This is a genomic window from Aeromonas sp. Lyrl_2 (genome assembly GCF_051948815.1).
Classification (GTDB): domain Bacteria; phylum Pseudomonadota; class Gammaproteobacteria; order Enterobacterales; family Aeromonadaceae; genus Aeromonas; species Aeromonas veronii.
Genome location: NZ_JAYJLJ010000003.1, coordinates 66,717 through 84,087 on the forward strand (window position 1 = coordinate 66,717; position 17,371 = coordinate 84,087).

Below are 17,371 nucleotides of genomic sequence, written 5' to 3' on the forward strand. Positions count from 1 at the left end.
TGAAACAGAGGCACAAGATGAGCACCGACAAGCAGTATGAAGAGAAAGAGCTGAGCTGGCTCTCATTCAATGAACGGGTGTTGCAAGAGGCAATGGACAAGACGGTGCCCCTCATCGAGCGGGTTCGTTTTCTGGGGATCTTCTCCTCCAACCAGGATGAGTTCTTCAAGGTACGGGTATCGGACGTCAAGCGCCGCATCCTCATCAATGAAGTACATGGTGGCGACGATGAAGCGAAAGTGCTGCTGCGTGCCATCCAGCAAAAAGTGATGACGCTCGGTGAAGCGTTCGACAACACCTACAAGGAGCTGTTGATTGCGCTCGCTCGCCACAACATCTTCCTGGTCAACGAGAACCAGCTCTCCGATGCCATTCAGAAGTGGCTGCGGGTCTTCTTCAAGGAGAAGGTGCTGCGTCACATCATCCCGATCCTGCTCAACAAGGAGGTCAATCCGGTCAAATTCCTCAAGGATGAGTACACCTATCTGGCCATCGAGATGAAGAAGAACGGTCAGGTGATCCAGTACGCCCTGGTGGAAGTGCCGACCGACGACCTGCCCCGCTTCTTCCAGCTGCCGCCGGAAGGGACCCGCCGCAAGAAGCAGATCATCATTCTGGATAACGTCATCCGCTTCTGTCTCGACGAGATTTTCAAAGGCTTCTTCGACTACGACGAGATTGCCGCCTATGCGGTGAAGCTGACCCGGGATGCCGAATACGATCTCTCCGACCAGCTGGACTTGAGCCTGGTGGACAAGATGAGTGACGGCTTGAAGCAGCGCCTTACCGCCATGCCGGTGCGCTTCGTCTACGAGCGGGAGATGCCCGCTGCCATGATAAGCTTCCTCAAGCTCAAGTTGCAGATCAGCTCCTACGACGCCATCATGCCGGGTGGGCGCTATCACAACTTCAAGGATTTCATCGGTTTCCCCAATGTGGGCCGTGACTATCTGGAAAACCCCAAACTGCCGGCCCTCGATTGCCGCGATTTTGACGGCTTCGTCAACGCCTTCGATGCCATCACCAAGCAGGATATTCTGCTCTACTACCCGTATCACAAGTTCCACCACTTCACCGAACTGGTGCGCCAAGCGGCGTTCGATCCGGCGGTCAGCGCCATTCGCATCAATATCTACCGGGTGGCCAAGAAGTCGCGGATCATCCACTCCCTCATCGATGCCGCCAACAACGGCAAGAAGGTGACCGTGGTGGTCGAGCTGCGCGCCCGTTTCGACGAGGCGGCCAACATCGACTGGGCCAACATCCTTACCGATGCCGGAGTCAAGGTGGTGTTCGGGGTACCAAGCCTCAAGATCCACTCCAAGCTCTGCCTCATCACCCGCCACGAAAATGGCGAGCCGGTGCGCTATGCCCATATCGGCACAGGCAACTTCAACGAGAAGACCGCCAAGACCTACACCGACTTCTCGCTGCTGACCCGCAATCCGGATATCACCGCCGAAGTGGAAGGGGTGTTTGAATACATCGAGTACCCCTATAAGCGTTACAAGTTCAACCACCTGCTGGTCTCCCCCATCAACAGCCGCCGTCAGCTCTATCGCCTCATCGACAACGAGCTCTCCAACGCCAAGGCGGGCCAGCCGAGCGGCATCATCCTCAAGATCAACAATCTGGTGGACAAGGATCTCATCAACCGCCTCTATGCCGCCGGTCAGGCGGGAGTACCGATCCAGATGATCATCCGGGGCATGTGTGCCCTGCGTCCGGGCGTGCCGGGCCTCAGTGACAACATCAAGGTGATCAGCATCATCGACCGCTTCCTCGAGCACCCGCGGGTGATGGTGTTCCACAACAAGGGCAACCCCCAGCTCTATATCTCCAGCGCCGACTGGATGAGCCGCAATATCGACGGCCGTATTGAGGTGGGCACCCCCATTTATGATGAGCGCCTCAAGCAGCGCATCATGGACATTCTCGAACTACAACTGAGTGATACCTGCAAGGCGCGGGTCATTGATGCCGACCAGCAGAACGAATATGTGAAGCGGGGCAACCGCCGCAAGATCCGCTCTCAGGTGGCGATTTACGACTATCTCAAACGTATCGAGTCAAACAATGGACAATAGTCTCTATGCCGCCGTGGATCTCGGCTCCAACAGTTTTCACATGGTGATAGCCCATCTGAGCGAAGGGCGTTTTCGCATCGTCGATCGCATCAAAGAGCGGGTGCGTCTGGCGGAAGGGATGGATGAGCAGAAGCGGATGAGCCCGGAGGCGATGGAACGCGGCCTCGCCTGCCTCTCGCTGTTTGCCGAGCGACTCACCAATATCAAGCCGGATCAGATCCGCATCGCAGGTACCTATACCCTGCGCCGTGCCAGCAACGCGCGCGAATTTGTGAGTGAAGCAGCCAAGGTGCTCAACCACCCCATCGAGATCATCAGCGGGCAGGAAGAAGCACGGCTCATCTATCAGGGGGTTGCCCATACCCAGCATATCGAGGGCCAGGTACTGGTGATCGATATCGGCGGCGGCAGCACTGAGCTCATCATCGGTGAAGGGTTTGAACACAAGGCCCTTACCAGTCGCAAGATGGGCTGCGTCAGCTTTACCCAGAGCTTCTTTGCCAGCGGCAAGCTGAGCGACAAGCACTTCACCAATGCCGTGCTGGAGGCGCAGCACCAGCTCGCCCCCATCGTCAACCAGTACCGCAAGCTGGGCTGGCAGAGCTGCCTTGGCAGCTCAGGCTCCATTCGTACGGTACGGGATGTACTGCAAGGCGAAGGGCTGACTGACGGCAGCATTACGCTGGAGGGGCTGGAGCGGCTCAAGGCGCTGATGATTGAGCGCAAGCGAGTCGATAACCTCAAACTGGTCGGGCTTACCGAGGAGCGTCAGGAGGTGTTTGCCGCTGCGGTAGCCATCCTGCTCGGGCTGTTTACTTCGCTGCCCATCGAGCGGCTCGACTACTCCGATGGTGCGCTGCGCGAAGGATTGCTGTATGAGTTCGAGGAGCGCTTGCAGCACCACGATATTCGCGAGCGCACCGCACAGGCGCTCGGCACCCACTACCGGATGGACCGCAAACAAGCAGCCCGGGTGGAGCAGAGCGTGCTGACCCTGTTTGATGCCTTGCAAGAGCCCTGGCAGATGGAGATAGAGCCCTATCGCGCCATCCTCGGCTGGGCGGCGCGGCTGCACGAAATTGGCCTTGCCATCAACTACAGCGGCATTCATCGCCACTCAGCCTATATCCTGCAACACACCGACCTGCCTGGCTTCAACCAGGACGATCAGGCTCTGCTGGCCGCGCTAGTACGCTTTCAGCGCAAGGGGCTCAAGCTCTCCGAGCTGCCTCCCCTGCCCAACCACGACATGCAAACGGTGTTGCGCTGCATCCGCATCCTGCGCCTCGCAGTCGCCGCTCACCACAAGCGCCAGGACAACCTGCTGCCCGAGTGGAAAGTCGCGATACAAGGGGATCAGCTGGTCGTGACCCTGCCGATCGACTGGTGCGAGGAGAACCGTCTCCTGATGCAGAATCTGGAGAAGGAGCATCGTTATTGCCAGGAGCAGGGCTGGCCACTGTTGTTCCAGCTCGGCTAAACCGAAAAGATAAATGCAAAAGGCAGCCCACTGGCTGCCTTTTGCATCTCAATCTCCCGGTTACTGCAACTCGGGCAACAACCACTTGGCCATCTCGAAGTAGATCATAAGACCGGTGCCATCCACCAATGTCGCGATGAATGGCGCAGAGACCACCGCCGGATCGATGCGAAAACGGCGCAGCACCATGGGAATAATGGATGCGACCGTGGCACTCCAGAGCACGATGGCGATGATGGTAAAGGTCACTACCATACCAATCTGGGGACCGACGCCGAGACTCCATGCCCGTACCCAGGCCGCCATGGCAATGGCCCCCGAGATGAGCAGACCGGTGGATAGCTCCTTTTTCAGCACGGTACCGAGATTGCGCAGACTAACCTCCCCGACCGCCATGGCACGTACTATGGTGGTGGTGATCTGGGTGCCGCTGTTACCACCAGTACCGATCAGCAAGGGGATAAAGAAGGCCAGCGCGATGGCCGCTTCCAGCTGCTCCTCGAATGCCCGCAGCACGGTGCCGGTGTAGGCTTCCGCCACAAACAGGATAAGCAGCCAGCCCACCCGTTTGCGCCACAGCTGCCAGGGCGTCGCCTGCAAGTAAGGGGTATCGAGCGGTGATGAGCCCCCCTGCATCTCGGCATCCTCGGTGGATTCGAGCTCCAGAATATCCGCTGCATCATCGACGTGGAAAATACCGACCAGTCGCCCCTGATCCTCGACCGGCAATACCGACAGGTCGCGGTCGATCAGCAGGCGCGCTGCCAGCTCCTGATCCGCACGGGCGTTGATCCGCACAGTCTCCCGATCCATCAGGGTCGCAACACTGGCCAGCGGGTCGGCAATCAGCAAGGTCTTGAGGGAGAGGCTCCCTTGCAGACGACCATCCCCGTTGACCACATAGATATGGCGAAACAGCTGGGCATTGTCCCAGGCATCGTGGATCAGCTGTTTGGCGTGACCGACCGTGTCCTCCTCCCGCACCGCCAGATATTCGTGGCGCATGTTGGCCCCCACCGACTCGGTGGGCCAATCCAGCAGGGAGTAGTAGATGGCCTGCACCTGGGGCGGGAAGCGAGCCAGCAACATGGTGCGATCCTGACGACTCAGTTTGCGCAGGATGGCGACCATATCACGGCGGGGAATGGCCTCCTGCAACACGCTGACGATGCTGCCATGGAGCCGCTGCAACAGGCGCCCGGCACTCTCGGCCGAGAGTGAGCCGAGCAGTTCGGCACCTTGCGGGATTGGCAGGGTATCAAAGATACAGTTGAGCTCTTCCGGACGCAGGGTCAACAGTTGATCGGCGCGCTGAACCGGATCCAGATTATGTTCCAGCCAACCCTGCAGGGCGGCCAGATCGAGCAGTTGGTGACGGTTAAGAATGGTATGTGTTTTCTTCATCACAGATATCCTCATGTGATTTCAGGCGAGCCTGAATGCCTCCGGAAATAGCCGGAGGCAACGACAAGAAAACAGCAATTTGATTGACGAGTAATAGGCAGGAAATGACGCCGTTCGGCGTGTCATCATCCCCACGTACCAGCTTTAGCACTGTATAACGTATCCGGCATGCCGGAAGCCACTTGGGTTTACACCTTAATCCGATGAAAACTGTCCTGATCTTGGGCGTCTCTGGACGTCGTGAGATCAGTGGCCTGTGTTTATACAGGAGCCTCGCCTAACGAGATGCTGCAAATAATTCGCACAACCCTCTGTTGTGCGGGCGGCATGATTATCCAATCCCGCAGGGAGGTCAACCCCGCAACCACCATTAAATGGGCAACGGCAACAGCTTGTTACAATTGACAGGAGATGAGACGGAACCAATTTACAGAACAGTGATAAAAGAAAAGGCCCCAAAGGGCCCCTTCTTTAATTAGCGAATATAGTCAAACAGTGTCAGACGGCTTATTTTGCTGAAAGAGAGTTGCGAGGCACTCAATGCCGCATCCTCTTTTGACAGCGCGGAAATCACTTCATAGAGATCTGCTTCCGATACCTTGGCTCTCGCCTCGGCGTTGAGGGTACTCAATCCCTCATTGGAGCCCATAGCCTGCTCCAGACTGTTCATCCGGCCGCCCAACTCACCCAATCCATGGTCAATATTCAGGCGGGCATTTTTCATATGAACGGTGGCATCGGCTACTTCCAGCGCAAAGTTGTCAGCGGTAATAGCAGGATCACGCAAGGCGGTAATAAAATCCGACATACCATTCAATATGTTGTCATTCTTCGGTGGATTAAGGTCAAACTGCTGAGCCGCACCACCTGCAGGCAAATCAAGGGTCAACTCCAGACCATTGAAGGGGATCTTGGTGCCAGCAGTATAGTTACCCGTTTGCAACGTATTGCCACCGGCATCCTTGATATCATAGGTATCCGGCGGGCCTATGGTGGTTGATACGGTATAAGTGTTGCTGGGCAGTGCCGAGTTATAATTGGACTTATAGAAATTATCAAAGTTACCCTGATCGCCGACCCCGACCTTGATATTTGCGGTGGTTGCACTGGCGGTTCTTCTGGTCGCCACGATTTCAAACAGATCCTGCCCGGAATCATTGGCTGCGATTTGTACTGTGGGTGAGACCTGAATATTTCGCTGACCTGGATCACCCTGATAAATATATTTTCCGTTGACGTCTTTTATATATGGCTGGGTCTTGCTCTGATTGCCACCAAATATAAATTCACCCGATGAGTTTTTGCTATTCATCAGGTCGAACATCTGCTGCTGCAACCCTTCAAGCTCGCTGGCGATGGCCTTGCGATCATCGTCACTGATAGAGCCGTTATTTGACTTCTGGATCAGGGTCTGGGCACTGAGCATTGCCGTATTAAGAGAATCCAATACTGTCTCTTCATGCCCCAGGCTGTTTTCCAGCAAGCTGCCATTGACACTGTACTGCTTGAACAGGTCAATCTCCTTGGTCAGAGCCATCTTCTGGCTCATCCCTGCGGGATCTTCGCCGGCAGTCTGAAATTTATTGCCGGTTTGCAACTGTTGATAGGCAGTATTCAACCGCTCGTTGGCACTGTTGAGGGAATATAAATTCCGGTCGTAGATCATGTTGGTGGTGATGCGCATGACGTTACCTCACGGAAGAGAGCAGTGTATCGAAAATGGTTTTGGCCGTGCTGACGATTTGCGCCGATGCCGCATAGGATTGCTGGAAGCGGATCAGATTGGCAGCTTCCTCCTCCAAATTGACCCCAGACACGCTTTCAAAGATGCCGGTGCTCTGGATAAGCTTGGACTCATTGGCCTTGAGCAGCGTTTTTGCCTGACTGGTATTGTTACCCACTTCCATCACCAACCCGGAATAGGCCTGATTGAAGGTCATCTTGTCGTTGGTCGTCCCACCATTGGTGCTCTTGCGCACCAGATCCTTGTTTTGCAGCTCGGCCAGAACCAGGCCATTGCTGTTATCGGCAAAGCCATTGCTGTTGTAACTGAGCTTGAAGCTGTCACCGGCATCCACCGTCCCGGTGATGCTGAACTCGTAGCCGGGGGCCTGTTTCGGGTTGGCATAGACTGCGGCTCCGGCGGGAAAAGGGTTGACGATCGCAGACATCAGGTTTTGCCCTTTGCTGCTCGCAGGGGCAGTGCCAATCAAGGTAGTACCATCGGCTTGAAACACCTGATAGTTACCACTGCCATCAATTTTGACCACCTGGGGCGCTGTCGGGCTCAGACTATTGGTACCAAAACCTGACCCTGCACCTGTATTGAATACGCCACCCAGTTTGATATCTGCCCCGCCGCCATTATTGGTGGTCTTTTCCGCTTTAAGCGGAGAGGCCAGAGCCAAATCTTCCGGTCGGGTGATCAGCTGACCCAGACCGGCGGCCGCACTTTTGGTGGGTTGCAGCAACAGTTTGTCACCCGCAGCCGGCGTACCGGTGAGATCGATTGAAATTCCGTGACCCGTGAGTTCAAACGTTGCAGGAGGGGTCGTGCCAGTCGCCACAGAGGTTCGATTACCAGACTTGTCCAGCGAGAACACCTCATAACCGGTGGCGCTGCTAAAGCGCACTTCGTAATCAAACGGGGTCACTGATGTCCCCTTGCCCGGCACGAAGCTGACATTAGCCTCAACAGTTCCTGTATTGTCGTCGTAGGGTAATCCCTTGCTGGTTGGCAGGGTGAAGATATCACCGCCAATTTCATTATCCAGATCCATCCCGAGGCGGTTCTGCTGGTTCATTGCATCGGCCATCGCCACGGCCAGCTGCCCCAGTTCGCGCTTGGTAGGTTCAAGGTCGTTACGTGCTTTGAAGAGGCCTCCCACGGCGCCACCAAAGGTCTCGTTGTCAATAAGCGCTTCATTATCACCCAAAGTTAATTGCAGCTCTAAATCTCTCGAATCAGGATCACTGGGCATCACTTTAAACTGAGCCACGCCGCCGTTTAGTACCAACGAATGGCCAGTGCTCATATTGACCAGCATGCTGCCGTTGGGTTGGGCTACGGTGCGAATATCCATCTTTTCCGACAGCTGGCGGATCGCCTCATCCCTCTGATCAAACAGCATCAGGTTCTCTTCGGGTGACCCCTGGGTGCGGATGATGGCCTGATTAAGATCATTGATGCTGGTGAGCAGGCTGTTGAGCTGCTTGGTTTCATCTTCAATACGGGTGTTGAGGGTATCGCTCTGCTTGTCGAGCTGCGCCGAAAGGGTATGAAAACGGTTGACCATGCCACTCAACTCCGTCATCACCACCTTGCGCCCACCGATCTCGGCAGGCGATTCATTGGCTGAGTGAAATGACTTGAAGTAGGAGGTGATGGCCGCCCCCACGCTATTGCTGGTATCCCCAAGCAAGCTGTCAACGCCAGCCAGCTGCTCATAATGGGTCAGGGAGGCATGATAGGCGGAGGTATCACGGCGCACCTCCCCCTGCATATAGTCATTGATCACCCGCTGGGTCTTGATGTCACCGGTCCCAAGACCGATGGTATTGGTATACACCAGCGTACGCTCACGCACATAGCCCTGGCTATTGACGTTCACTATGTTGTTACTGGTGGTCTGCAGCAGGCGTTGCTGTGCCAGCACGCCCGATGAACCAATCCCAAGCAGGTCGCTTGCCATACGTTACAGCTCCATCTCGTTGTATTGGGCAATGGCATCACTGCGCAATACCTGTTTCAATTTTCTGGCGTAGTGCGGGTCGGTGGCATAACCCGCCTGTTGCAGCGCCTCGAAGTAGCGATCAGGGCTATCCACCTTCGCTAGGGCTCCCTTGTAGCGAGAGCCGGAAGTGAGGAAGTCCACATAGTCGTTGAAGCTCTCTTCAAACGACTCATAGGAGCGAAATGCCGCTTTCTGGCGGGAGGCAACGCCTTGCTCATACTCGAGCGTGCTGACCACCGCCTTGGGCCCTTCCCAGCGCGGATCGGCCTTGATGCCAAACAGGTTATGGGTCACCTGCCCCTCGCCATCCTTGATCACCCGCTTGCCCCAACCGCTCTCCAGTGCCGCCTGAGCGACCAGTACCGCCGGGCTTAACCCCAGCTTGTCGGCCGCTTTCTTGGCCAGCGGCATCAGGCGATTAACGAACTCTTCGGGCGTATCGAACTCTTTGCCCCCACTACCGGTGGCACAGCCCTCTTCGCTGGCCATGCGTCCCATGGGCGGAATGCTGCGGTGCGGTCGACGGGGCATAGTGAGTGCGTGACTCTCATTGGCTCCCTCGGCCATCTCTTTTTCAGCAAAATCTTTGCCAACTTTTGATGCTGCGATCAAATCATCGGCAGCCGCCGTAGGGGGCTGATAGGGTTTGTAGGTCCGTTCGGTGCGCTGCGGCATCTTGAGCACCCGTCCATCCTGATGGGTAAAGGTCTCGGGAGAGAGCTGTTTGGCCACCATGTCAGCCAATCCCAGCCCCCCCTTGCTGGACATGTCGGCAACTCGCTGCTCATCCAGCATCCCTTCATAGAACTGGGTATAGCTGCTGTTCATCGGGTTGTCCTGAGTCAACACCCCGTTGGCCTGACGCATGCTCTGAAACAGCATCTGGGTAAAGATTGACTCGAACTGGCGCGACGCACTCTTGAGCGCTTCGGCCTGTCCCTCTTTGCTTTGGCTCATCTGGCGCAGACGGTCCAGGTTCTTGATGTCCTGTACCATCCCGAGATTCATGCCGCTGTTGCTGTCAAACTCCGCCATTTTGCTTACCTCATTGCCACCCGTGGCAACCACTTGCCGCTTGTTACAATATGACCAGTTGCCCCTCGATGGCGCCTGCCTGCTGCAGCGCCTCAAGGATGGCCATCAAATCACCCGGGGCGACCCCGACCTGATTGACCGCCCGGACCAGATCGTCCAGGGTCGCACCGGTATCAAACTTGAACATCCGCCCCGGCTCCTGCTGGACATTGATGGTCGAGTTGTTGGTCACCGTCGTCTCTCCTCCCGCCAGCGGGTTGGGCTGGGAGACCTGCTGGTTTTCGGCGATGGTCACCGTCAACCCGCCGTGGCTGATGGCCGCCGGTTTGAGCTTGACCTGACTGCCGATCACTATGGTGCCAGTGCGGGAGTTAACGATGATCTTGGCCGCCTCGTTGGCCGGATCCACCTCCAGATTCTCGATAGTGGCTAGATAGGAGACGCGCTGACCCGGATCCCGCGGGGCATAGACCTTGACCGAGGTGGCATCGAGCGCCTGAGCGGTATTGGGCCCCACCAGATCGTTGACCACATCGGCCAGACGGCGCGCAGTAGTAAAGTCGGGTCGGTTAAGGTTGAAGGTGATAGTGTCCCCCTGACTGAAGGAGTTGGGCACCTCCCGCTCCACGGTCGCACCGTTGGCAATCCGCCCGACAGTCGGGGTATTGATCACTACCTTGGAACCATCAGCCCCCTCGGCCCCCAGACCACCGACCACCAGACTGCCCTGGGCGACCGCATAAACCCGCCCATCGAGCCCTTTCAGGAAGCTTTGCAGCAGAGTGCCGCCCCGCAGGCTCTTGGCCTCGCCGATGGCAGAGACCGTCACGTCGATGGTCTGGCCCGGCTTGGAGAAGGGGGGCAGGTCGGCATGGATCGCCACCGGCGCCACATCCTTGATCTTGGGCTTGATGTTATCCGGCACCTTGATGCCAAAATTGTTGAGCATGGTACGGAAGGTCTGCTCGGTGAATGCGTTGTTCTTCTCGCCAGTGCCGGGCAACCCCACCACCAGACCGTAACCAATCAGCTGGTTGTTACGCACCCCTTCAACCGAGCTGATGTCCTTGATCCGGGCCGCATTGGCCACACCCAAGGGCAGCAGACAGCAAAGCAGAGTGACAAGACGGAGTGACTTCATAACATCTCCTAGAGCGGCCACCAGGGACCATTGAAAAAGCTGGTAAGCCACCCTTGCTCCTGGCTATTGGCCAGATCGCCGGTACCACCGTAGTAAATGCGGGCATTGGCCACTTTCTGGGACGAAACGCTGTTGTCAGACGTCACATCCTCCGGGCGAATAAGGCCGGTGATCCGGATATATTCATTGCCATTGTTGAGCATGATCCACTTCTCGCCGCGCACCACCAGATTGCCGTTGGGCAGCACCTTGGCCACGCTGACCGAAATATTGCCCTGCAGGCTGTTGCTCTGGTCCGCTTTGGCCTGCCCCTTGAACGCGCTGTTCTGACCAATGGAAGCCGAAAGATCATAGGGGCTGGCGGTGACTGGCACGCCACCCAGCTTGACCGGATCCAGATTGAATTTATTGTCCTTGCCACTCTGGGTATTGGCCTTTTTCGAGGCGGAGGTCGACTCCGACAACTCGATGGTAATGATATCGCCTACCTTGTGCGCCTTGATATCCGAATAGATGCCATTGACCTGATCCGGCTGGAAAATAGCCCCTGTCGGCCGCACCGAAACCGGCTCCGACTCCCCGTAGACGGGGGAAAACTCGGGATCATCAGGCTTGGGCGTATTGGGAGTGCTGCTACACCCTCCCAGCACCAGCAATCCCAGCATCCATACGGCTTTCATCATGCACCTCCTAATTAGGTACGCTGGATCAGGAAGGACATCATGCCGTCCACGGCGGAGAGCACCTTGGAGTTCATCTCGTAGACCCGCTGAGCCTGAATGAGGTTCACCAGCTCTTCGGTCACGTTGACGTTGGAAGTCTCCAGCATCCCCTGCTTGATCACCCCCAAGCCATCGGCACCGGCCGTCCCCTGAGCGGCAGCACCGCTGGATTGGGTCTCGACAAACATGTTCTCCCCCATCGGCTGCAAGCCGCTGGCGTTGACGAAGTCGGAGATGTTGATCTGACCGACGACCTGAGAAGCGCCATCGCCCTTGAGCTGCACCGAGACCTGGCCATCTTCACCCACCGTAACGCTCTGGGCGTTTTCCGGGATCTGGATTTCCGGTTGCAGCGGGTAGCCATTACCCGGGGTCACTATGGTCCCTTCATCGTTGAGGGTGAACTGACCGTTGCGGGTATAGGCTGCACTGCCATCCGGCAGCTGAATTTCAAAGTAGCCACGACCACTGATCATCAAATCGAGCGAGTTGTCAGTGGTTTGTACGTTACCCTGGCTGTGGTTTTTCTGGGTTGCCACCACCTTGGCTCCCGCCCCCAGCATCAGGCCGGAGGGGAGCTCGGTATCGGCAGAGGAGCGGCCACCGGGCTGGTTGATGTTTTGATACAGCAGATCTTCAAAGATGGCCCGTGACTTTTTAAAGCCCACGGTGCTGGCGTTCGCCAGGTTGTTCGAGGTGACCGAAATATTGGTCTGCTGTGCATCCAACCCAGTCTTGCTGATCCAGAGTGCGGGATTCATAGGTAACTCCTTGATTAGCTGATTCGCAGCAGTTGGGTTTGAGCTTCATCATTCTCTTCGGCCGTCTTCATGATTTTGACCTGGGTTTCGAACTGGCGTTGCAGCCGGATCAGGTTGGTCATCTCATCCACCACATTGACGTTGCTCCCCTCAAGGGAGCCGGCAATCAGGCCGACATTGGCAGAGGCGGGTTCATTCTGGCCATCTTTGCGGCGAAACAGACCATCTTGCCCCTTCTCCACCGCATCGGCGGCCGGGTTGACCAGCTTGATCCGCTGAAAATCTTCCGGCAAGTTGGCGGCAGCCCCCTCAGGACGACCGCTGATGGTGCCATCCCGATTGATCTCGAGTTTCTCCATCGGCATAGGCAACACGATTGGCTGACCACCGTCATCCACCACATTCAGACCGGTCGAGGTCTGCAAGTTGCCGGTCGCATTGACCTGCAAATTCCCCATGCGGGTATAGGCCTCACCCCCCTTGGGATCCTGCACGGCAATCCAGCCAGGCCCATCTACCGCCACGTCCAGATCCCGTCCGGTGGTCATCAGCATGCCATGCTGCAGGTTCTGACCCGGGCGCTCAGCCATGGCAAACACCCGGCTTGGCAAGCCCTCTCCGAATGCCTGCATGCTTCTGGCCTGCTCAAAATCGGACTTGAAGCCGGTTGTATTGGCATTGGCGAGGTTGTTGCCGCGAACAGCCAAGCTGTTCATGGTCTCTTTGGCCCCGGACATGGCGATATAAAGCAGGTGATCCATGGAATTCTCCGTCAAACAGATGACTCTGACAGGAGAAATGCAATTAGAGTGCCAATAGCAGAAATATGGGGGGATAAGGATGGGAATGCGACAGAAACAGAGAGGGGGCCAAGCCCCCTCTCATTATCATGTATTGCGAGATTAACGGATCTGCAGGATGGTTTGCTGCAGCGAACTGTTGACCTCCAGAGAACGGGAGTTGGCCTGGAAGTTACGCTGGGCAGTGATCAGGTCCACCAGCTCCGAGGTCAAATCCACGTTGGACTGCTCCAGCGCCGATGATTTGATGGTCCCGAAAGTGCCCGAGTTTGCCATACCCGGTAACGCGTCTCCGGAAAGCAACGATTGTCTCCAGGAAGTATCTCCGACCTGAGTTAGTCCTTGCGCATTAGCAAACTTGGCCATTGCCACCATGGCAACTTTGACAGTAGTCGCATTGCTATAAGTTGCAGACACAATACCGTCAGGGGTAATTTCAACTTTGGTCAAACGACCGACTGTCGAGCCGTCTTGCGTCAACTTATAGGCCTCGAAAGGAGAAGCGTAAGAGGTAAGATTACCTAAAGAAATTTCAATGACTTGGGTAGGGTCTGCACCATTATTGATTATCCCTGCGCCAGCTCCTAATGCTTCGGTCTTGATAACCGCCGGTGCAGTCGGTGAAATCATTTTTCCATCAGCATCAAATGTGATTCTCGCACCAGCAGGAGCCTGATCCAAACCAGGTGCCATCGTCGGAGTAACCGCACCAGCACCATCGATATCAATAGGCTTATCTCCCTGGTAAAGATACATGCGCCATGCTGTAGGATTTGCTGGGTTAGCAAGATTGGCAGGATCTGCTTCTTTAACAAAATATTGGGTAATGGTATGTGGCTCACCAAGCGAATCGTAAACCGTAATTGACGTGGACGCAGAATAGGTATTTGAGTCTTTTCGATTAAATGTAGATGCATCAGGCGGGTTAGGAACAGGAACCGTTGGTGCCGTAGCACCGGCCGGAAGCGGCTTTGTATTAGCTGGCAAGTTGTAACTTGCCTCGATCTTGGTCGTTTTCACAGGCTCACCCGCCTTATCAGGGATCTGGATCGGCTTGGTAGAGTTAATACTGACCGCCTTCGGGGTGCCATCGGCGTTAATTTCATAGCCTTGCAGGTAATGACCCTGATTATTAACCATATAGCTGTTTTCATTGAGCTTGAAGGCACCCGCACGGGTATAGGTGCGATCCAGGTTGGTCAGGCCATCGGAGGTCACAAAGAATCCATTCCCCTGAATCGCCAGATCCAGTGCGTTATTGGTGAATTGCAGCGCCCCCTGATGGAACTGTTGGGCAACCGCACCGGTTGCCACACCGTTACCGACCTGGGTCTTGGCATTGACAAAGATGGAGTTGGCGTAGACATCCGCAAACTCGGCACGGGACTCTTTAAAGCCCATGGTGTTAACGTTGGCAATGTTGTTGGCGGTGACGTTCAAGTCTTTTTGTGCCGCGTTGACACCGCTCAAGGCATTGTTAAATGACATATCCAGCTCCTTAGATCGATGCTGTCGACGTGGTTTTTGACGGTGTAACCGTCGGATTTGAATTGGTGCCTGAAATTTGCAGAATATTGTTCAGATATTCGCTCCCCAGCCCTCTCAAGTTGAGACGAGTCGGGTTGGTGGCATTGCCCAAAGCAACGCTATCTACTTTGGCATAAGCAAATGTGGCAATACTTTCCGACTTGCCATCGAGAGTGCCGCTGGCTTTGATGACATACTTGCCTGCGGCGACTCGGTTACCGGCCTTGTCTTTACCATCCCAAGCAATTTCCACATTACCTTTTTGGTCGCCTTCGAGGGGAAACTCCTTGATAACCTGTCCCTTTTCATCCTCAACGGTAATTTTGACGCCCGCATATTTATTCGTTGTGCCTACAGCAACGACCGCAGATAACGAACCATCCTTGTCTAAAAATCCTGTATTGCCCTGTAGCAATACATTTTGGCCCACCAGAGAAGACGCTTGGAGAGCCTGGCTGGATATCATCTGGTCATTAAGCTTGCCCATCTGGGTAGACAGACTACTGATCCCCTCGGATGTCGACATGGATGCCATCTGGGAAAGCATCTGGGCATTGTCGACCGGCTTGAAGGGATCCTGATATGACAGCTGCATGGTCAGCAGTTTCATAAATGAAGCCTGATCCAGCTCTTTCTTGGGCGTCGTGGTTATGCCTGTCGTCTGGGTCGTGGTACGGCTTATACCGTTAGCACTGTTGGTTGTATCGACCATGCTGCATCCCTCCTATCAGGACTTGCCAAGCTGGAGCGTCTGCTGCAGCATCTTTTTGGCCGAATCTGCAACCTGTACGTTGGTCTGGTAGCTGCGCGAGGCGTTGATCATGTCGGCCATCTCTTCAACCATGTTGACGTTTGGCTTGAAGATAAAACCGTCTTTATCCGCCATCGGGTGGTTGGGGTTGTACTCCTTGAGCAGTGGCGCCTTGCTCTCGACAATCCCCTTCACCTCAACCCCGACCGAGCCCTGCTTGTCAGACATCGCCTGATCGAGCTGGGCGGCAAAGACTGGCCGCCTGGCGTGGTAAGTATTTTCCACACTGGAGCTGACGCTGTCCGCGTTGGCCATGTTGCTGGCAACCGTGTTGAGGCGCACTGACTGTGCACTCATAGCCGAGCCTGCTATGTCAAAGACCTTGAACAAACTCATCACTGCTCTCCTTTCAGGGCCTTGAGCAGGCCACTGATCTTGCTATTCATAAATTCAAGGGAGGTTTGATACTCGAGGCTATTGCGCAGAAATTCGCTGCGCTCCTGCTGCACATCGACTGTATTGCCGTCACCGGTATCCGGTTGCAGCGGGTTGCGATATTGCACGGTACCTGGGGCGTCCATATTCAAGGCAAAGTGCTTTTCGCTGGTCGTTGCCAAACCAAACCCCTGATGCGACTGGGCCTCCTGCAATGCCTGAGCAAAATTGATATCCCTAGCTTTGAAGCCCGGGGTATCTGCGTTGGCAATATTGCTGGAAAGCACCTCAGCACGCTTGGCGCGAACGCTTATAGTGTGTTGATGCACACCGAATGCCTTGTCAAATGAAAGAGCCATAGCACACCTCCTGCTTGGTTTATTTTGCCTGCAAGAGGTGTGCCATAAGCAAATCTATCAGATCGATGGTTTGGGTATGAGCACATTTCAGACCGAAAACGGCAGGAGCATCTCGTGCCTTGAGTCAGACGGCATCATTTGGCCACCTTAAGGTTGCAACCACTTTTGCAGTGGCGAGATATGGCAGGTAAATAGAAAGACCGAGCAGTAGATAAAGAAAGAGGGAAGCTCGTAGCTTCCCTCTTTGCATGAACTGGCAATATCCGGTAGAACCCCGAATATCAAGGCTATGAGGCCTATTTGACCTTGTAGACAATCCCCGGATTGCAACGGATCATCTCGAACCGGTCGGTCAACCCGGCCAGTGACTCCGACGCTCCCAGCATCAGATATCCACCGGGGTTGAGACTGGCAGCAAACTGGTTGAGGATCTTCGACTTCACTTCCGGCGCAAAATAGATGAGCACGTTACGGCAAAAAATAATGTCAAACTTGCCGAGCAGACTATAACTCTCCAACAGGTTGAGTGGCCGGAAGGTGGTCAATTTTCTGACTCGCTCAGCAACCCGCATTTTGTTATCACCGTAGGGCTCAAAAAACATCTTCTTGCGCTCCGGTGACAAACCGCGCGCCAGAGCAAGGCTATCGTAAACGCCTTCCTTACACTGATTGAGCATGGTAGTCGAAATATCCGTCCCGACAATCTGCACGCCACCAGGCAAGGTCCCCGGCTTTTTCATCTGCTGCTCCAGTGCCGTCATGGCAATGGAATAGGGCTCCTGACCTGACGAGGATGCAGCCGACCAGATCTTGATGGGGCGGCCACTTTTCCCCAACTCGGGGAAAATCTTGTCGGTAAGAAGCTGAAACGGATAGGTATCACGAAACCAGAGGGTCTCGTTGGTCGTCATGGCATCCACCACGGCCATTTTCAGGTCACGCTCTCGCACACTCATTGCACGGGTAACCAGATCAGACAGACTCTCGATGCCAAACTGCGCCATCAAAGGTGAAAGACGGCTCTTCACCAGATACTGTTTGTTATCCCCCAGCACAATTCCGCTCTGTACCGCCAGAAAGTTGCTGAACTGTTTGTATAAGTCGTCCGAAAGTGTCTTCATGCAGCTGTTCTTCT

Annotated in this window: 15 protein-coding genes and 1 riboswitch; of the genes, 2 read left to right on the forward strand and 13 right to left on the reverse strand. The window is 55.3% G+C overall.

Annotated elements, in window-relative coordinates; genetic code table 11:
* Window positions 1-17 precede the first annotated feature (17 nt).
* Together ppk1 and ppx are read left to right on the forward strand one after the other, a co-directional pair.
* Entirely contained in the window at window positions 18-2,087 is a 2,070-nt protein-coding gene (gene ppk1, locus VF684_RS03330) for a polyphosphate kinase 1 (protein ID WP_279461887.1), read from the forward strand.
* The gene (gene ppx / locus VF684_RS03335) at window positions 2,077-3,567 is read left to right on the forward strand and encodes an exopolyphosphatase (protein WP_139441530.1); all 1,491 of its coding nucleotides are present in this window, start codon (window positions 2,077-2,079) and stop codon (window positions 3,565-3,567) included. Before ppk1 ends, ppx begins: the two co-directional genes overlap by 11 nt.
* A 60-nt stretch (window positions 3,568-3,627) precedes the next feature.
* Here the strand turns inward: ppx and mgtE are convergent, their stop codons facing one another.
* The 13 genes from mgtE to VF684_RS03400 all read right to left on the reverse strand — a co-directional run bounded on the left by mgtE (window position 3,628) and on the right by VF684_RS03400 (window position 17,357).
* On the reverse strand, window positions 3,628-4,971 hold the full coding sequence (gene mgtE, locus VF684_RS03340) for a magnesium transporter (protein WP_139441531.1): 1,344 nt from the start codon (window positions 4,969-4,971) through the stop codon (window positions 3,628-3,630).
* A gap of 122 nt (window positions 4,972-5,093) precedes the next feature.
* Window positions 5,094-5,263, reverse strand: a riboswitch (M-box (ykoK) riboswitch).
* A 183-nt stretch (window positions 5,264-5,446) separates the two neighbouring features.
* Window positions 5,447-6,655 (reverse strand): flagellar hook-associated protein FlgL, encoded by a 1,209-nt coding sequence (flgL, locus tag VF684_RS03345; RefSeq protein WP_118853613.1) that lies wholly within the window; start codon window positions 6,653-6,655, stop codon window positions 5,447-5,449.
* A 4-nt stretch (window positions 6,656-6,659) separates the two neighbouring features.
* Complete coding sequence (locus VF684_RS03350; protein WP_118853612.1) at window positions 6,660-8,663, reverse strand: FlgK family flagellar hook-associated protein; 2,004 nt, start codon at window positions 8,661-8,663, stop codon at window positions 6,660-6,662.
* Between the two features lie 3 nt (window positions 8,664-8,666).
* Window positions 8,667-9,740, reverse strand: a complete 1,074-nt coding sequence (gene flgJ / locus VF684_RS03355) for a flagellar assembly peptidoglycan hydrolase FlgJ (RefSeq protein WP_139441532.1) — start codon at window positions 9,738-9,740, stop codon at window positions 8,667-8,669.
* 43 nt (window positions 9,741-9,783) lie between these two features.
* Window positions 9,784-10,881: a flagellar basal body P-ring protein FlgI gene (locus tag VF684_RS03360; RefSeq protein WP_005350664.1), complete on the reverse strand. Its 1,098-nt coding sequence runs from the start codon at window positions 10,879-10,881 to the stop codon at window positions 9,784-9,786.
* A gap of 8 nt (window positions 10,882-10,889) precedes the next feature.
* Window positions 10,890-11,561: a flagellar basal body L-ring protein FlgH gene (flgH, locus tag VF684_RS03365; RefSeq protein WP_005334152.1), complete on the reverse strand. Its 672-nt coding sequence runs from the start codon at window positions 11,559-11,561 to the stop codon at window positions 10,890-10,892.
* A 14-nt stretch (window positions 11,562-11,575) separates the two neighbouring features.
* The gene (gene flgG, locus VF684_RS03370) at window positions 11,576-12,364 is read right to left on the reverse strand and encodes a flagellar basal-body rod protein FlgG (protein WP_005334158.1); all 789 of its coding nucleotides are present in this window, start codon (window positions 12,362-12,364) and stop codon (window positions 11,576-11,578) included.
* Window positions 12,365-12,378: 14 nt separating this feature from the next.
* Window positions 12,379-13,125, reverse strand: a complete 747-nt coding sequence (gene flgF, locus VF684_RS03375; protein ID WP_005334159.1) for a flagellar basal-body rod protein FlgF — start codon at window positions 13,123-13,125, stop codon at window positions 12,379-12,381.
* 141 nt (window positions 13,126-13,266) lie between these two features.
* Window positions 13,267-14,652 (reverse strand): flagellar hook protein FlgE, encoded by a 1,386-nt coding sequence (gene flgE, locus VF684_RS03380; RefSeq protein WP_374885251.1) that lies wholly within the window; start codon window positions 14,650-14,652, stop codon window positions 13,267-13,269.
* 10 nt (window positions 14,653-14,662) lie between these two features.
* Window positions 14,663-15,403 carry a flagellar hook assembly protein FlgD gene (locus VF684_RS03385; RefSeq protein WP_107685153.1) on the reverse strand — a complete coding sequence of 247 codons (741 nt, stop codon included), beginning with the start codon at window positions 15,401-15,403 and terminating at the stop codon, window positions 14,663-14,665.
* 15 nt (window positions 15,404-15,418) lie between these two features.
* Entirely contained in the window at window positions 15,419-15,838 is a 420-nt protein-coding gene (gene flgC, locus VF684_RS03390) for a flagellar basal body rod protein FlgC (RefSeq protein WP_005350658.1), read from the reverse strand.
* Window positions 15,838-16,236: a flagellar basal body rod protein FlgB gene (gene flgB, locus VF684_RS03395; RefSeq protein ID WP_005334169.1), complete on the reverse strand. Its 399-nt coding sequence runs from the start codon at window positions 16,234-16,236 to the stop codon at window positions 15,838-15,840. The genes flgC and flgB overlap by 1 nt, the downstream gene beginning before the upstream one ends.
* Before the next feature lie 296 nt (window positions 16,237-16,532).
* Window positions 16,533-17,357: a CheR family methyltransferase gene (locus tag VF684_RS03400; protein WP_005350656.1), complete on the reverse strand. Its 825-nt coding sequence runs from the start codon at window positions 17,355-17,357 to the stop codon at window positions 16,533-16,535.
* Window positions 17,358-17,371: the final 14 nt, after the last annotated feature.

Excerpts from the sequence above, each read along its gene's own strand:
- ppk1 (WP_279461887.1), top strand. The coding sequence starts at position 18 with ATGAGCACCGACAAGCAGTATGAAGAGAAAGAGCTGAGCTGGCTCTCA.
- ppx (WP_139441530.1), top strand. The coding sequence starts at position 2,077 with ATGGACAATAGTCTCTATGCCGCCGTGGATCTCGGCTCCAACAGTTTT.
- mgtE (WP_139441531.1), bottom strand. The coding sequence starts at position 4,971 with ATGAAGAAAACACATACCATTCTTAACCGTCACCAACTGCTCGATCTG.
- flgL (WP_118853613.1), bottom strand. The coding sequence starts at position 6,655 with ATGCGCATCACCACCAACATGATCTACGACCGGAATTTATATTCCCTC.
- VF684_RS03350 (WP_118853612.1), bottom strand. The coding sequence starts at position 8,663 with ATGGCAAGCGACCTGCTTGGGATTGGTTCATCGGGCGTGCTGGCACAG.
- flgJ (WP_139441532.1), bottom strand. The coding sequence starts at position 9,740 with ATGGCGGAGTTTGACAGCAACAGCGGCATGAATCTCGGGATGGTACAG.
- VF684_RS03360 (WP_005350664.1), bottom strand. The coding sequence starts at position 10,881 with ATGAAGTCACTCCGTCTTGTCACTCTGCTTTGCTGTCTGCTGCCCTTG.
- flgH (WP_005334152.1), bottom strand. The coding sequence starts at position 11,561 with ATGAAAGCCGTATGGATGCTGGGATTGCTGGTGCTGGGAGGGTGTAGC.
- flgG (WP_005334158.1), bottom strand. The coding sequence starts at position 12,364 with ATGAATCCCGCACTCTGGATCAGCAAGACTGGGTTGGATGCACAGCAG.
- flgF (WP_005334159.1), bottom strand. The coding sequence starts at position 13,125 with ATGGATCACCTGCTTTATATCGCCATGTCCGGGGCCAAAGAGACCATG.
- flgE (WP_374885251.1), bottom strand. The coding sequence starts at position 14,652 with ATGTCATTTAACAATGCCTTGAGCGGTGTCAACGCGGCACAAAAAGAC.
- VF684_RS03385 (WP_107685153.1), bottom strand. The coding sequence starts at position 15,403 with ATGGTCGATACAACCAACAGTGCTAACGGTATAAGCCGTACCACGACC.
- flgC (WP_005350658.1), bottom strand. The coding sequence starts at position 15,838 with ATGAGTTTGTTCAAGGTCTTTGACATAGCAGGCTCGGCTATGAGTGCA.
- flgB (WP_005334169.1), bottom strand. The coding sequence starts at position 16,236 with ATGGCTCTTTCATTTGACAAGGCATTCGGTGTGCATCAACACACTATA.
- VF684_RS03400 (WP_005350656.1), bottom strand. The coding sequence starts at position 17,357 with ATGAAGACACTTTCGGACGACTTATACAAACAGTTCAGCAACTTTCTG.